The sequence below is a fragment of the Rhodococcus sp. PBTS 1 genome (assembly GCF_001620025.1).
GTDB lineage: Bacteria > Actinomycetota > Actinomycetes > Mycobacteriales > Mycobacteriaceae > Rhodococcoides > Rhodococcoides kroppenstedtii.
Genome location: NZ_CP015219.1, coordinates 2,625,131 through 2,639,199 on the forward strand (window position 1 = coordinate 2,625,131; position 14,069 = coordinate 2,639,199).

Consider the following 14,069-nt stretch of genomic DNA (forward strand, 5'->3'; position numbering starts at 1 on the left):
GGGGCTGGTGTGCGTGTGGAGCTAGTCGTTCTGGAAGTAGCTCAGCAGGCGCAGGATCTCGATGTAGAGCCAGACCAGGGTGATGGTGAGGCCGAGGGCCACACCCCAGGCCGCCTTGGCCGGAGCCTGGGCGCGGATGAGCTGGTCCGCCTGATCGAAGTCCAGCAGGAAGCTGAACGCGGCGATACCGATGCAGACGAGGCTGAAGATGATCGCGAGAGTGCCGCCGTCGCGCAGGCCGAGGCCGCCGGGGGTGAAGAACGACGCGATCAGGTTGCCGAGCATGAGCACGACGACGCCGATGAGAGCGCCGACGACCATGCGGGTCAGGCGGGGCGTGACGCGGATGGCACCGGTCTTGTAGACGACCAGCATGCCGAAGAACACACCGAACGTGCCGAGCACCGCCTGCGCGATGAGTGCGCTGCCTCCGACGCCGCCGAACTGGATCGAGGTGAACATCAGCGACAGCGCACCGAGGAAGAAGCCCTCGAAGGCCGCGTAGGCGAGCACGATCGCCGGGTTGTCCATCTTGCGACCGAAGGTGGCCACGAGGACCAGGACGAACCCGATCAGGCCGCCGCCGATGACGAACATCGGGGCCAGACTCGGATTGTTGCTCGCCATGACGTAGGAGATGATCGCCGTCACGGTGAGGACGCCGAGCGTGACACCGGTCTTGGTGACCACGTCGTCGATCGTCATGGCCCGCTGCGAATCCGCGGTGGTGTACGGCTGCGGGGCCGGCTGACCGAACTGCTGGGTGGCCGCTCCGGCACCGGCGGCGGCCGAACCGAAGGAGGCGTACCCGCCCCCCGTCTGCTTGGGCAGATTGCGGAACACCGGGTTGCTGGAAGTGCGCACCGTGTCTCATCCCTTTCGTGTGTGGATCGACTCCGCTCGCCGTCGGCGGCGGTGTCGGTCGCCTGTCGAACCGTTCAACGCCCGGCCCCGCCGGAGAGTTCCCGGCGGCCGGACATCGATCGGACAAAACGGACTGTACTAGGGCGTGGCCCGCCGAGGCGTGTCGAAGCCCGAGTGGGGCGTGGGTTTCGCCCCTCGGCCGACCGGAAACAGAACGGGAATGAGTATCGAAGACGGCGGCATCGAAGACGGCCCGGGCGACACCCTCGATCCGAGCGAGAGCCTGGATTCCGACGAAGTGCGCGGAACCGACGACGTCGACGACGTGGTGACCCCGCCGGACTCCTGGGCCGAGGCGGACAAGTTCGGCACCACGGAACGCGAGGCGCGCGACGGCGAGTCCCTCGACCAGAAGCTCGCCGAGGAGGTCCCCGACGTCCAACCCGAGGACGCACCCGACGTCCCCGTCGCGGCAACGCCCGACGACGACCTGACCGAGGACCTCGTCGACCGCGTCGTGGACAGTCCCGACGAGAACGACTACATCGCAAGAGACGACGGGACCGACGCGGCGGATCCGGAGAAGGACGCCGAGATCGTCGACGGCGTCGTGGTGGAGAACTCGGCGTCGCACCGAGGACAGATCGACGGCACCCCCGAGGACGCGGGGTCCTTCTTCGAGTGACCGTCACACCCGCACGCTCCGCGTGACCGTCACACCCGCACGCTCCGCGTGACGACGAATTTCGGGGTTCGGTCCACGATCTCCGTCGGACCGACGGTGCGCGCCAACAACCCTCGGTAGTGCAGGTGACCGTTGTAAACGGTCCACATCTCCCCACCCGGCCGCAGGACCCGCGCGGCGGCGCGGACGAGTTTCTCCGCGCCGCCGGTGTGGACGGCCGTGTGCTCGTGGAACGGCGGGTTGCACAGCACCACGTCGACACCGGCGTCGGGCTCGTCGGCGAGGGCGTCCTCGCGTCGCACGGTGAGGGTCACCCCCGCCAGGTCGGCGGTCGCCCGCGCGGACGCCACGGCGGCGGCGGACCGGTCGCTCGCGATCACCTCCGCGTTCGGCCGAGCGCGGGCGGCCGCGATCGCGAGCAGCCCGGTGCCGCAGCCGAGGTCGACCACCCGGCGGGCGTCCGGCGCGATGCGATCGACGTGTCGCAGGAGCACGCGGGTGCCGCGGTCGAGGGCGCCGCTGGCGAAGACGGCGCCGTGGGCAACGACGGTCAGCCCGAGTTCGGGCACCGTCGTGCGGGCGGGGTACGTCGGCGGGTCCGTGCGCACCGGTCCGCGCGCGATCAGTCCGCGCGACTTCTGGGCGGCGCGGGTGGCGATCACCTCGCCGAAGCTGCGCGCGAGCACGTCGTTCATCGACCGTGACATGTGCTTGAGCCGGCCCGCGGAGTACACCGTCACCGCCGGGTCGGCCCAGCGCGCCACGGTTTCCGCGATCTCGGTCAGCTCGGCGAGGCTGCGCGGCAACTGCAGCAGGACCACGCGTGCACCCCGCACCAGCGCCTCGTCGAGTCCGTGACTGCGGTACGCCGACGCCAAACCCAGCCGGGCGGCGTTGCGCGCCGTCGCCTGCTCGCCGGTGATCGGATCCTGATGCACCCGCATTCCGGTGAGTCCGTGTGCGGCCGCGGCGCCGAGGGTCAGGGCCCCGTACCGATCGCCGATCACCGCCACGCGGTCGCCGTCCACCTCGGCGAGCGCCGCGTCGGCCTCGGTGAGGATCAGGCGATCGGACGCATCGACGGCGGTCAGATTGTCGGCCTCGACGTCGGGTGCCCGACGCAGGGACGCGAGGACCTCCGCGACGTCTGTCATGACTGCGATCCTCGCACTCGGGATCGCCCGGCTTGAACCGGCTCGTGAGGGGGCATGTCTCGGTGATGGGAATCACCGTGGCCGTCACCGGACCGACCGGCGAGATCGGGATCTCGACCGTCGACGCACTCGAGCGCGACCCGGGTGTCGAGCGGATCCTGGGCATGGCCCGTCGACCGTTCGACCCGGCTGCGCACGGGTGGACCAAGACGGAGTACCGCCAGGGCGACATCCTCGACCGTGCGGCGGTCGAGGATTTCGTGGCCGACGCGGACGTCGTCGTGCATCTCGCGTTCCTCATCATGGGCTCGCGTACCGAGAGCGCCCGCATCAACCTCGAGGGCACTCGGAACGTCTTCGAGGCGACGGTGGCGGCGCCGCGCCCGACGCGTCTGGTCTACACCTCGTCGGTGGCCGCGTACGGCTACCACCCGGACAACCGCACCCCGCTCACCGAGGACACTCCCACGCGCGGGTCCGCGGAGCACTACTACTCCGAGCAGAAGGCCGAACTCGAACGAGTGCTCACCGAGGTGACGGGCGGGTCCGACCTCGAGGTCTTCGTGCTCCGACCGTGCATCGTCGCGGGCCCGAAGGCACCGGCACTCGCGGACTCGATGCCGTGGCGGCAGCTCGCGTCCGCGCTGCCGGGCCCGCTCGGAACGCTGGTCGGCAAGGTCCCGGGGCCCGTCTTCCCCGATCCGGGCCACCCGCTGCAACTGGTTCATCACGACGACGTCGCGGCGGCGATCGCCGTCACCGTCACCACCGACGCCGAGCCGGGCGCGTTCAACATCGCCGGTGACGGGACGGTGACGTTGTCGACGGTCGCCTCCGCTCTCGGCGCGATACCGGTCCGGGTCCCGGCCGTGCTGGGCACCGCGGCCTCGGCGACGCTGCGACGACTGCCGTTCGTTCCGTCGTTGGTCGAGTGGATTCACGTCGCCCGGACGTCCGTGGTAATGGACACCTCGAAGGCCAAGCGCGAGCTGGGGTGGCATCCGCGGTACTCCTCCAAGGCCACGTTGGACGAACTCGTCGCATCGCTCTGATCGGGTCCTGCTAGGTTGAGCCGACTTGAACACCGTTCAAGTCGTCCGTCGACCACCACAGGAGCCCCGGTGTCCTCGTCCCGCTCGACCGCCCGTGACCTCGCGCAGATCGCCGTGTTCGCCGCCCTCATCGCGGCCCTGGGACTCCCGGGCGCCATCACCGTCGGCATCAGCGGCGTCCCGATCACGCTGCAGACGCTCGGCGTGATCCTCGCCGGCGCGGTGCTCGGGGCACGCAAGGGCGCCGGCGCCGTCCTCGTGCTGCTCGCCCTCGTCGCGCTCGGCCTGCCCCTGCTCTCCGGAGGCCGCGGCGGACTGGGCGTCTTCGCCGGGCCGACGGTCGGTTATCTCGTCGGCTGGGTCGTCGGTGCGTTCGTCATCGGTGCCGCGACCCGGCTGATCGTTCCCCGGTACCCGTTGTGGGCCGGGCTGGCCGTCAACGCCGTCGGTGGCATCGTCGTCATCTACGTCTTCGGTGTTCTCGGACTTCTCCTGCGCACCGATCTCGGCGTCGGCGCGGCCATCGCCTCCACCGGCGCCTACATCCCCGGCGACCTGATCAAGGTCGTCGTCGCCACCGTGGTCGCCAAGGGTGTGCACCGCGCCTACCCGGGTCTGATCGCGCCGCGACGCACGACGACCGCGGTGTGAGCGACCCCGTCCTTCTCGCCGCGCGTCGCACCCCCGTCGGCATCGCGGGTCATGCGTTCCGCGATGTCACCGCGGCCGATCTGGCCGCGGCGGTGATCGACGACGTGGTCGGCCGGGTGGCGCACCTCGGCCCGATCGACGACGTCGTGCTCGGCAACTGCCTCGGGCCCGGCGGCGACGTCGCCCGCGTCGCCGCTCTGCAGGCCGGCCTCGGCCATCGCGTCCCGGGAGTCACGGTGGACCGGCAGTGCGGATCGGGACTGGACGCCGTCGGGCAGGCGGCGTCGCGGGTCCGGGCCGGTGATGCGGACCTCGTTCTCGCCGGCGGCGTCGAGTCGGCGAGCTCCGCCCCGTGGCGCTTCCGACCGCCGGTCGGCGACGAACCTCCGACGCGGTACACCCGCGCGCCGTTCACCCCGGCCGGAACGCCCGACCCCGACATGGGTCCCGCGGCCGACGATCTGGCCCGTGTCCTGGGCATCACCCGCGCGCAGCAGGACGCGTACGCGGCCCGCTCGCACAGTCTGGCCGCGGCCGCGAATTTCTCCGCCGAGATCGTGCCGGTGCGCGGCGAGACGCGGGACCGCCGCATCCGTGCGGGACTGACCGCGGAGCGGCTGGCCCGACTGCCCGCCGCGTTCGGCGAGGGCGGGACGGCGACGGCGGGCAACTCCTGCGGGATCTCGGACGGCGCCGCGGTGCTGGCCGTGACGACGCGCGATCGGGCCGAGGGCCCGTGCCTGGCGGTGCGCTCGTGGGCCGTCGCCGGTGCGGACCCGGCGCTGCCCGGCCTGGCGCCGGTGCCGGCGATCGACGCGGCGTTGCGACGGGCCGGCTGCACGGTCGACGACGTCGGCACGATCGAGATCACCGAGGCCTTCGCCTCGGTCGCCCTCGCCGTGATCGATCGGGCGGGCCTCGATCCGGACCGCGTGTGTCAGGGCGGCGGCGCGATCGCGCTGGGTCATCCGTGGGGCGCGTCGGGGGCGCTGCTGCTCGTGCGGTTGGCTGCTCGTATGACGCGTGGCGACGGACTCCCCTCGGCGCTCGGGCTGGCGGCCTGCGCGATCGGCGGCGGCCAGGGCATCGCCATGGTCGTCGAGAGAATCGACGCGTGACGGGGACACGGCATGAGCGAGATCCGGTTCGAGAACGTCCGGCACGGCTACGGCGACCGGCCCGTGCTGCGCGAGGTGACGCTGACGCTCACCGAGCGGCGCATCGGCATCGTCGGCTCCAACGGGTCGGGCAAGTCGACGCTCGCCCGCATGATCAACGGCCTGGTGACACCGACGTCGGGACGCGTGGTGGTCGACGGACTCGACGTGGCGAAGAAGGGGGCCGCGGTCAGGCGACGGGTGGGCTTCGTCTTCACCGACCCCGACAACCAGATCGTCATGCCGACCGTCGCGGAGGACCTCGCGTTCTCGCTGCGCCGCAGCGGCGCGTCGAAGGCCGAGGTCGCCGACCGTGTCGCCGAGACGCTCGAGCGATTCGGCCTGGCCGGACACGCCGATCACCCCGCCCACCTGCTCTCCGGCGGGCAGAAGCAGATGCTGGCCATCGGCGCCGTGGTGATCCGCCGACCGGAGATCCTGGTGGCGGACGAGCCCACCACCCTGCTCGACCTGCGCAACACGCGACTGGTGGGCCGCGTGTTGGCCGATCTCGACCTGCAGCTCGTCGTGGTGACCCATCACCTCGATCTGCTCGCCGGCTTCGATCGCGTCGTCGTCGTGCACGACGGGGGCATCGCGTTCGACGGACCCCCGGCGGAGGCGATACCGGCGTACCGGGGCCTGCTCGAATGATCGGCCTGTACCGGCCGGGCACGTCTCTCCTGCACCGCCTGCCCGCAGGGGTCAAACTGCTGCTGCTCATGGCCGCGGTGATCGCGATCCTGATCCTCGTCCGCCGGCCCGTCGACGTCGCCGTCGCGCTCGCGGGGGTGACCGCCGCGTACGCCGTGGCGGGGTTCGGTCCACGCGTCCTCGTCGCGCAGCTGCGGCCGCTGCTGTGGATGATCCTGATCATCGCGGCGTTCCAGGTGTGGCTGACCACGCCCGCCCGCGCGACCGTCGTGTGCGGCGTCCTCCTGGTGACCGTCGGGGCCGCGGGGCTGGTGACGCTGACCACTAGAGTCACCGCGATGCTCGACACCGTCGGCCGAGCGCTCGGGCCGCTGCGCCGGGTCGGCGTCGACCCCGATCGGGTCGGATTGCTGCTCGCGCTCACCATCCGCCTGGTGCCGGTGCTCACCGACATCGTCCGGGAGGTGTCGGAGGCGCGGAAGGCGCGCGGTCTGCAGTGGTCGATCGCGGCGCTGGCCACGCCCGTCGTGGTGCGGGCGTTGCGGACGGCCGATGCCCTGGGCGACAGCCTCGTCGCGAGAGGCGTGGACGACGGCGTCGAGAACGACCATGACGACGGGGACGGGGACGACGGTGATCGGTGAGCCGATCGACGCCCGCATCGGGCGGTGGGCGCGGAACCGGCCCGACGCGGTGGCCGTGGTGGATGCGGCGGGGTCGACGACGTACCGCGAGCTGTGGGAGGCGTCGGGCCGTCTCGCGGCGAGGTGGGTCGGCCACCGACGTACCGCGGTGTTGCCGTCGTCGGACGTCGGGTCGGTGGCGGCGGTGGTGGGTGCGATCCGGGCCGGGTCGTCGGTCCTGCTGCTGCATCGGCACCTGACCGCGGATCGCCTGGCCTCGGTGTTGTCCGTCGGTGGGCCGCGGGAGGTGGTGGCCGCGCGGCGCCTGCACGCGCGCCTGCGACGGCTCGGGTACGCCGGTCCGCTGGTGACGCCGTCGGATGCGGCGCGGGGCCGGGGCGTCACGCTCTCCTCGGTCGACGAGAGCGCGGAGCTGCTGGCGGGGCTGACGTCGGGAACGTCGGGCCGGCCGAAGGTGTTCGTGCGGTCCCGGTCGTCCTGGTCGCGCACGCTCGATCGCAGCGACGAGGAGTTCACGATCGACGCCGAGTCGCGCGTCGCGACGCCCGGCGTGCTCGACCACACGCACTTCCTGTACGGGGTGGTGCACGCGCTGGGCCGCGGGGCGGCGGTGGACCTGCGCCCACTGTCCCCCGGCGGGGGCGCCGATCCGACCCACCTCTACACGGTGCCCACCCTGGCCGTCGACGTCGTCGCCGGACTCGGCGGCCCACTGCGGTCGGTCCGAGAAGTGTTGTCGTCCGGGGCGTTCTGGCCGGAACCGGCGCGTGCGTCGCTCGCCGCTCGACTCCCCGGTGCGCGCATCGTGCACTTCTACGGGGCCTCCGAACTGTCCTTGGTGTCAATCGCGGCCTCGGACGAGGCGGTCCCGGTCGGGTCGTCGGGACGGGTGGTCTCGGGCGTCGACGTGCGGGTCGCCGACGGCGTGGTGCACGTGCGCAGCGACATGGTGTTCGACGGCTACCTCACCGACGACTCGTCGCTTCCCGTGGGCGGTCCCGTCGGTGGCTGGTTCGACGTCGGCGACCGCGGCCGCGTCGAGGACGGCTGGCTGTTCCTGTCCGGTCGCGTGTCGGACACCATCTCGCGTGGGGCGTTGAAGGTCGAGCCCGCGGACGTCGAACGGGCGCTGCTCTCGCACGCCGGGGTCGTCGAGGCGGCCTGCGTAGGTGCGCCGCACCCCCGGATGGGGGCGGTTCCGGTGGCAGCGATCGTCGCGGACGGACCGGTCGATCGCGCCGCACTGTGGCGACACCTCCGAGAGTCGTTGGACGTGCCGTCGCGACCGACCCGAGTGGTCGTGACCGACGCGCTCCCCCGCACACCGCGCGGGAAGCTGGACCGGCCCGCGGTGCTGGCGCTGATCGATAGGCTGAGCGAGTGACCCCGACCGCGGCGCCCGACGCCGAGATGCCGTCCGACCTCCTCCGCCACGCCCGCGCGGCGCGCGGGTTCATGCCCGACGACGAGGGCCTCGCCCTGCACGCCGCGGCGCGCGAATTCCTCGGTGGCGGTGTCGGTGTCGAGATCGGGACGTACTGCGGCAAGTCGACGATCTATCTGGGCGCGGCGGCCCGCGCGACGGGCGGACGCATCGTCACCGTGGACCACCATCGCGGGTCGGAGGAGCATCAGGAGGGGTGGGAGTACCACGACCGGTCCCTGGTCGATCCGGCCGTGGGCAAGCTCGACACGCTCGGGGCCTTCCGCCGCACGGTCGCCGACGCCGATCTCGAAGACGTGGTGGTGGCCGTCGTCGGCCGGTCGGCCGACGTCGCGTCGTTCTGGCGCACGCCACTGACGTTCCTGTTCGTCGACGGCGGCCACACCGAGGCCGCCGCGTCGACGGACTACGAGGGCTGGGCGCGGTGGGTGCAGCCGGGCGGAGCGCTCGTCATCCACGACGTCTTCCCCGACCCCGCCGACGGCGGACGCCCGCCGTTCCTGATCTACGAACGCGCCCGCGCCAGTGGGCAGTTCACCGACGTGCGCGCCGTCGGGTCGCTGCGGGTACTGGTGCGCACCGACGGTCAGCCGGGCACGCCCGCGGGGTAGGACTCCCCAGCGCACCCGCACCGACGGTGCGCCCCGGACAACCCGGTGGGGAGGTCGTCGCCGCGGAAGATGCCCGACGCCGGGGTGGCGCGGGCGAGCGCGTCCGCGGCGAGGATGACCGCGCCGGCCGTCCACGTGGTCCGTTCGACCGGCCATCGCTTGCCGTCGGCGTAGACGAGGCCGGTCCAGTACGCCCCGTCGTCGTCGCGCAGATGCTGCATGGCGCCGAACAATTCGAGCGCGGCGTCGTCGTCGCCGAGCGCATCGAGGGTCAGGACCAACTCACACGTCTCGGCTCCGGTGACCCACGGCCGGTCGTCGACGCATCGGATGCCGAGGCCCTCCACCACGAAGTCGGACCACCGAGCGCCGATGCGGCGCCGGGCCTCCGGTCCGCGCACCGCGCCACCCAGGATCGGGTAGTACCAGTCCATCGCGTACGTCGTCTTCGGCACGAAGGCGTCGGGATGGTGCCGCAGGACGTGACCGAGCCGGCCGACGGCGACCTCCCAATCCGGTTGCGGGTCACCGATGTACGCGGCGAGCGCCAGAGCGCAGCGCAGACTGTGGTGGATGCTGGCGTTGCCGGTGAGCAGGGCGTCGACGTTCGGTCCGTTGGGCCCGGCCGCCCAGCCGATCTCCCCCCGGTCGGTCTGGAGCGACAGCACGAAGTCGACGGCCCGCTGCACGGTGGGCCACAGCGCGAGCGCGAACGCGTCGTCGCCCGTCACCAGGAAGTGATGCCACACTCCGACCGCGACGTACGCGCAGAAGTTGGTGTCCGAGCCCGCGTCCTCCACGACGCCGGCGCGGGTCTGCAGCGGCCAGGACCCGTCCTCGCGCTGCGTGCGCCGACACCACTCGTAGGCGGCGTCGGCTTCCTCGGTGAAACCGGCCGCCGACAGCGCCATCGCCGCCTCCACGTGGTCCCATGGGTCCTCGTGGCCCGCGGGCGACCAGGGGATGACACCCGACCGGAGCTGGACTGCGGCAATGGATTCGGCGGTGTCACGACACTGCTCGGCCGTGAGCACCCCGGGGACGGCGGGAACGTCGGGGGTCGGCCGGCTCACGACGCCGCCTCGTCTCCGTCGGCCTGCGGGGCCGGCGGCTTGCGGAGGTAGATCACCACCGACTTGCCGATCACCGGGTCGAGCAGGCGCTCCGCCCAGCGCGTCGCCGCGGGGGCTTTCATCATGTCCCACACCAACATCGAGTGGTAGGAGCGCACGAGTCGGTTGTCGTTCTCGTTCACACCCACCGCGCACTTGAGCCACCAGTAGGGAGCGTGCAGTGCGTGGGCGTGGTGCGTGTGCGTGACCTCCAAGCCGGCGTCGCTCAGAGCCTTGCGCAGGTCGCTCGCCCGGTAGATGCGGACGTGGCCGCCCTCGTTCGCGTGGTACTCGTCGGACAGCGCCCAGCAGATGCGTTCGGGCAGCCACCGAGGCACGCTGACCGCCACGGTGCCGCCCGGCCGGACGACGCGGGCGATCTCGGCGATGGCGGCGCGATCGTTCGGAATGTGTTCGAGCATTTCGGAGACGACGACGCCGTCGAAGTGACCGTCCGGGAACGGCAGGGCGAGCGCGTCTCCCACCACCGTCTCCGCGGAGGCCGATGCGGGCACCTGCCCTTCGGCCTCCATCGCGCCGAACATGACCTTCACCTCGTCGAGCTCCGCCGCGTTCTGATCGAACGCCACGACGTGCGCACCGCGTCGGTAGAGCTCGTACGAGTGCCGACCGAGGCCGCACCCGATGTCGATCACCCGGTCACCGGCACCGAAGCCGAGTCGGTCGAAGTCCATCGTCAACATGTGCGGCGTCGCTCCCTCTCGTGCTGCGCGGCGATCGCCGCGCGATAGACCTCCACCGTGGCGGCGGCGACCGCCGGCCACGAGAACGTCGATTCCGCTCGCGCTCGACCGCGCTGCCCCATGGCGACGCGACGGTCGGGGTCGTCCAGTGCGGCGGCCAGCGCCGCGGCGAGCGCCTCGCTGTCCCCCGGCTCGACGAGGTCGGCGCACTCCCCGTCCGGTCCGACCACCTCGGGAATCGCCCCCGTGCGACTCACCACCAGGGGCGTACCGCAGGACATGGCTTCGACGGTCGGCAGCGAGAAACCCTCGTACAGGGACGGAACGCACGCCACCTCGGCCCCCGCCAGGACGGTCGCGAGTTCCTCGTCGGTCAGGCCGGCGTGGACGGTCACCGCGTCGCCCAACCCCAGCCGCTCGATGGTGCGACGCGTCGGGCCCGCCGGATCGATGGTCGACACCAGGTCGACGGTGACGTCACGTTCGGTGCGCAGTTTCGCCACGGCCTCGAGCAGGTGCCGGACGCCTTTCAGGGCGACGTCGGCGCTGGCGACGGCGACGATCCGTCCCGGTACCCGCTCCCCGCGGGGCCGGAACACGGTGGTGTCGACCCCCAGCGGAATCACCGACACCACGTTCTCTCGCACCCCGAACGCGTCGACGATGTCGTCGGCCGAGCTTCGCGACACCGTGATCACGTGTCCGACCCGACGCGCGACTCGCCGCTGCATCGCGAGGAATCCGTACCACCGCCGCAGCGTGATTCGACGCCGCCAGGACGCGGCGGCGAGGTCCAGGTCTCGATCGCGGGTGATCGGGTGATGAATCGTCGCCACCCAGGGTCGCCGGAGGCGCAGCAGTCCGTAGCTCAGCGACTGATTGTCGTGCACCACATCGAAATCCGCCGCGCGACGCCGGAGGAGACGGGCCGCCCGCAGGCCGAACGTGAGGGGCTCGGGGAAGCCCGCGGTCCACATGGTCAGGACCTCGAGCACGTCGATCCAGTCCCGGATCTCGGAGGGCCGGGGCGTGCGGAACGGGTCCGGTTCGCGATACAGATCGAGGCTGGGAACGCGGGTCAGCGTGATCCGGGGGTCGAGCACGGGGTAGGGCTGCCCCGAGAACACCTCGACGGTGTGGCCGGCATCGATGAGCGCCTTGCCGAGCCGAGCGACGTACACGCCCTGACCACCCACGTGGGGCTTGCTCCGGTACGACAGCAGAGCGATGCGCACGAGCCTCCCCGACCGTCGTGGTGCACCGGCACGTCCATGTCCGGTGTGCGACTTGTCTACCACCCGAGCACGGACCGATCGCGCACTCACCCCGGCCTCCGGGACTTTCCGGTCGTCGCCGGGTTCGTGCGTGCGTGTCGTCGACTCTGTCGGTGGGTGCCGATACACTCGAACATACGAGCGACTGGGGGGTCGAAGGCATGGGCAGTGTGCAGGTGGGGGCAGGTGCCGTTCCGTGGGCGGCGCTCGATCACGCCGCGCTCGGCCTGCCCGCCACCACCGACCTCCCCTCCCCGCAGGCGCTGGACGCGCTGGTCCACGCGACGGCGGGGGTGGCCTACCTGAAGTGGTTCGAGTACCAGCTCGCCGCCGCGATGCACGCCGAACTGGTGGAACCGTTCGAGGACGAGGACCGGCGTGAGCTCGACGCGTTCACCCGCTGCGCCGCCACCATCGCCACCACGTTGTCGATCACACAGGGGGCTGCCCGCACCCTGCTCACCGACGCCGTCGCCCTCCGCGACCGCCTCCCTCGGGTGGCGGAATGCCTGCGGGACGGGGTCGTCACCCCGCATCACATCCGCACCATCGTCTCCCGCACCGAACTCATCGAAGGGCAGTGCTACGCCGCGTTGGTCGACGCCGACATCGCCCGTGCTCTCCGCAGAGCGGGGTCGTGGTCGCCGGCGCGGATGGAGGCCATGGTCGACACGATGGTCGACCGCCGTGATCCCGATGCCGTCCGAGCCCGGCGGGAGAAGGCGAAGCGGAATCGGGAGTTCACCGTCGAGATGGGCCGTGACGGTTTGGCGTCGGCGACGGACACCCGGCCGGCGGAGGACATCGTCGCGCTCCACGCGGCCGTGCGACGGTTGGCCGCGCAGGTGTGCCCGAAGGACACCCGATCCAAGGCCGCGCGGGCCTCCGATGCGCATTACGCGTTGATCACCCGAACCGGATTCGGGTGCGACTGCGACCGCCCCATCACCGACTGCCGCTACAAGAACATCGACCTGACCAAGTTCGCGGCGACCGCGCCCCGCATCGTGATCCATCTGGTCACCGACACCACCACCCTCACCGGCCCCGTCCCCGCGCCCGAGAACGAGAGGGTCTGCCGGTCACCGCAGCACCTCCCCCGACCGGATCTGGCCGTGGACACCTCCGCGTCGGTGACGACCGAACCGTCCGCGGCGGAACCCGTTGCGTCGGAGCCTGCTGCAGCAGAAACTGTTGCGCCGGAGATCGTTGCACAGGGAACCGTTGCTACTGAGCCCGTTGCGTCGGAAACGGCTGCGGCACAGTCGGTGTCACCGGATCGCGTCGACGTCTCTGCGGACCGTGATGCGGCCGCCAGTGACGCTGCGGTGGACCACACCCGCGGGTGCGAGGAACCCATGGGCATGGACTTCGTCGACGGCGTCGGATTCCTGGCCGGCATCGGCATCGTCTCCGGCGCCCACGTCCGCGACCTCGCCGCCGACCCCGGCACGATCATCCGGCCGTTGGGTGACGGCACCGACACCCCACTGCCGGCAACGCAACCGTCGAACCCCTACCGGCCCTCCGCAGCCCTGGATGCGTACATCCGTGCGCGGGATCTGTTCTGCACCTGGCCCGGCTGCAACCGATTAGCGTGGGACGGCGACCTCGACCACATCACCGAATACGACCACACCCACCCCGAGCGGGGCGGGCGTACCAGCGCGACCGGACTCGGCGCCAAATGCCGCTTCCACCACCTACTCAAGACGTTCGCCGACTTCGTCGACGACCAGTACCCCGACCCCACCGACCCGAGCCGATTGATCCGCACCATCGCCATCCCCGACGGGCGCACCGTCCTCGGACCGGCGTTCACCGGACACGACGTCCACCCCGGACTGGACACCATCGTCTTCGGCGACCCACCCACCGCGAGCAGGCTGACGCCCAAACCGGTAGAACGCCAACGACCCGCTCCACGCACCGAGCAGAAACACGCCCGCCGCCGACAGGAGCGAAACCGCAACCGACTCCGCAGGGTCATCCCACCGGACGACACCCCACCCCCGTTCTAGAAACGTAGGGCGCTCAGGCGACGTCGTCGATCGTCGGCCGTC

The 14,069-nt window shown here is 71.5% G+C and carries 14 protein-coding genes; 9 read left to right on the forward strand and 5 right to left on the reverse strand.

Annotated features, from left to right (window positions below; genetic code table 11):
• Positions 1-21: 21 nt before the first annotated feature.
• Positions 22-864: a Bax inhibitor-1/YccA family protein gene (locus A3Q40_RS11855; RefSeq protein WP_068102441.1), complete on the reverse strand. Its 843-nt coding sequence runs from the start codon at positions 862-864 to the stop codon at positions 22-24.
• A gap of 220 nt (positions 865-1,084) precedes the next feature.
• Between A3Q40_RS11855 and A3Q40_RS11860 the strand changes: the two genes are divergently transcribed.
• Positions 1,085-1,549, forward strand: a complete 465-nt coding sequence (locus A3Q40_RS11860) for a hypothetical protein (RefSeq protein WP_068102443.1) — start codon at positions 1,085-1,087, stop codon at positions 1,547-1,549.
• A gap of 29 nt (positions 1,550-1,578) precedes the next feature.
• Here A3Q40_RS11860 and A3Q40_RS11865 read toward each other — a convergent pair whose 3' ends face one another.
• Positions 1,579-2,703 (reverse strand): class I SAM-dependent methyltransferase, encoded by a 1,125-nt coding sequence (locus A3Q40_RS11865; RefSeq protein ID WP_068102444.1) that lies wholly within the window; start codon positions 2,701-2,703, stop codon positions 1,579-1,581.
• 65 nt (positions 2,704-2,768) lie between these two features.
• Here A3Q40_RS11865 and A3Q40_RS11870 point away from each other — a divergent pair, with 65 nt between their 5' ends.
• The 7 genes from A3Q40_RS11870 to A3Q40_RS11900 all read left to right on the forward strand — a co-directional run bounded on the left by A3Q40_RS11870 (position 2,769) and on the right by A3Q40_RS11900 (position 8,916).
• Positions 2,769-3,755, forward strand: a complete 987-nt coding sequence (locus A3Q40_RS11870) for an NAD-dependent epimerase/dehydratase family protein (protein ID WP_068102446.1) — start codon at positions 2,769-2,771, stop codon at positions 3,753-3,755.
• A gap of 69 nt (positions 3,756-3,824) precedes the next feature.
• A complete protein-coding gene (locus A3Q40_RS11875) occupies positions 3,825-4,406 on the forward strand; it encodes a biotin transporter BioY (protein ID WP_068102448.1) in 582 nt (193 codons plus the stop codon).
• On the forward strand, positions 4,403-5,524 hold the full coding sequence (locus A3Q40_RS11880; RefSeq protein WP_068102450.1) for a thiolase family protein: 1,122 nt from the start codon (positions 4,403-4,405) through the stop codon (positions 5,522-5,524). Before A3Q40_RS11875 ends, A3Q40_RS11880 begins: the two co-directional genes overlap by 4 nt.
• A 12-nt stretch (positions 5,525-5,536) precedes the next feature.
• A complete protein-coding gene (locus A3Q40_RS11885) occupies positions 5,537-6,217 on the forward strand; it encodes an energy-coupling factor ABC transporter ATP-binding protein (protein ID WP_068102451.1) in 681 nt (226 codons plus the stop codon).
• Complete coding sequence (locus A3Q40_RS11890; RefSeq protein ID WP_068102453.1) at positions 6,214-6,861, forward strand: energy-coupling factor transporter transmembrane component T family protein; 648 nt, start codon at positions 6,214-6,216, stop codon at positions 6,859-6,861. Before A3Q40_RS11885 ends, A3Q40_RS11890 begins: the two co-directional genes overlap by 4 nt.
• Positions 6,827-8,245 carry an AMP-binding protein gene (locus A3Q40_RS11895; protein ID WP_162269847.1) on the forward strand — a complete coding sequence of 473 codons (1,419 nt, stop codon included), beginning with the start codon at positions 6,827-6,829 and terminating at the stop codon, positions 8,243-8,245. The genes A3Q40_RS11890 and A3Q40_RS11895 overlap by 35 nt, the downstream gene beginning before the upstream one ends.
• Before the next feature lie 26 nt (positions 8,246-8,271).
• Positions 8,272-8,916, forward strand: a complete 645-nt coding sequence (locus tag A3Q40_RS11900) for a class I SAM-dependent methyltransferase (protein ID WP_068106069.1) — start codon at positions 8,272-8,274, stop codon at positions 8,914-8,916.
• Here A3Q40_RS11900 and A3Q40_RS11905 read toward each other — a convergent pair.
• Genes A3Q40_RS11905 through A3Q40_RS11915 form a run of 3 tightly spaced genes read right to left on the reverse strand, consistent with a single transcriptional unit; the run spans position 8,892 to position 11,967 of the window.
• Positions 8,892-9,989: a prenyltransferase gene (locus A3Q40_RS11905; RefSeq protein ID WP_068102454.1), complete on the reverse strand. Its 1,098-nt coding sequence runs from the start codon at positions 9,987-9,989 to the stop codon at positions 8,892-8,894. The two genes, A3Q40_RS11900 and A3Q40_RS11905, sit on opposite strands and share 25 nt — an antisense overlap.
• Positions 9,986-10,732, reverse strand: coding sequence for a class I SAM-dependent methyltransferase (locus tag A3Q40_RS11910; protein ID WP_068102455.1), 747 nt, complete (start codon positions 10,730-10,732; stop codon positions 9,986-9,988). Before A3Q40_RS11910 ends, A3Q40_RS11905 begins: the two co-directional genes overlap by 4 nt.
• Positions 10,726-11,967, reverse strand: coding sequence for a glycosyltransferase family 4 protein (locus A3Q40_RS11915; protein ID WP_068102457.1), 1,242 nt, complete (start codon positions 11,965-11,967; stop codon positions 10,726-10,728). Before A3Q40_RS11915 ends, A3Q40_RS11910 begins: the two co-directional genes overlap by 7 nt.
• Positions 11,968-12,167: 200 nt before the next feature.
• Between A3Q40_RS11915 and A3Q40_RS11920 the strand changes: the two genes are divergently transcribed.
• A complete protein-coding gene (locus A3Q40_RS11920; RefSeq protein WP_068102458.1) occupies positions 12,168-14,027 on the forward strand; it encodes an HNH endonuclease signature motif containing protein in 1,860 nt (619 codons plus the stop codon).
• Positions 14,028-14,069 lie beyond the last annotated feature (42 nt).

Excerpts from the sequence above, each read along its gene's own strand:
- A3Q40_RS11860 (WP_068102443.1), top strand. The coding sequence starts at position 1,085 with ATGAGTATCGAAGACGGCGGCATCGAAGACGGCCCGGGCGACACCCTC.
- A3Q40_RS11865 (WP_068102444.1), bottom strand. The coding sequence starts at position 2,703 with ATGACAGACGTCGCGGAGGTCCTCGCGTCCCTGCGTCGGGCACCCGAC.
- A3Q40_RS11870 (WP_068102446.1), top strand. The coding sequence starts at position 2,769 with ATGGGAATCACCGTGGCCGTCACCGGACCGACCGGCGAGATCGGGATC.
- A3Q40_RS11885 (WP_068102451.1), top strand. The coding sequence starts at position 5,537 with ATGAGCGAGATCCGGTTCGAGAACGTCCGGCACGGCTACGGCGACCGG.
- A3Q40_RS11890 (WP_068102453.1), top strand. The coding sequence starts at position 6,214 with ATGATCGGCCTGTACCGGCCGGGCACGTCTCTCCTGCACCGCCTGCCC.
- A3Q40_RS11895 (WP_162269847.1), top strand. The coding sequence starts at position 6,827 with ATGACGACGGGGACGGGGACGACGGTGATCGGTGAGCCGATCGACGCC.
- A3Q40_RS11900 (WP_068106069.1), top strand. The coding sequence starts at position 8,272 with ATGCCGTCCGACCTCCTCCGCCACGCCCGCGCGGCGCGCGGGTTCATG.
- A3Q40_RS11910 (WP_068102455.1), bottom strand. The coding sequence starts at position 10,732 with ATGTTGACGATGGACTTCGACCGACTCGGCTTCGGTGCCGGTGACCGG.
- A3Q40_RS11920 (WP_068102458.1), top strand. The coding sequence starts at position 12,168 with ATGGGCAGTGTGCAGGTGGGGGCAGGTGCCGTTCCGTGGGCGGCGCTC.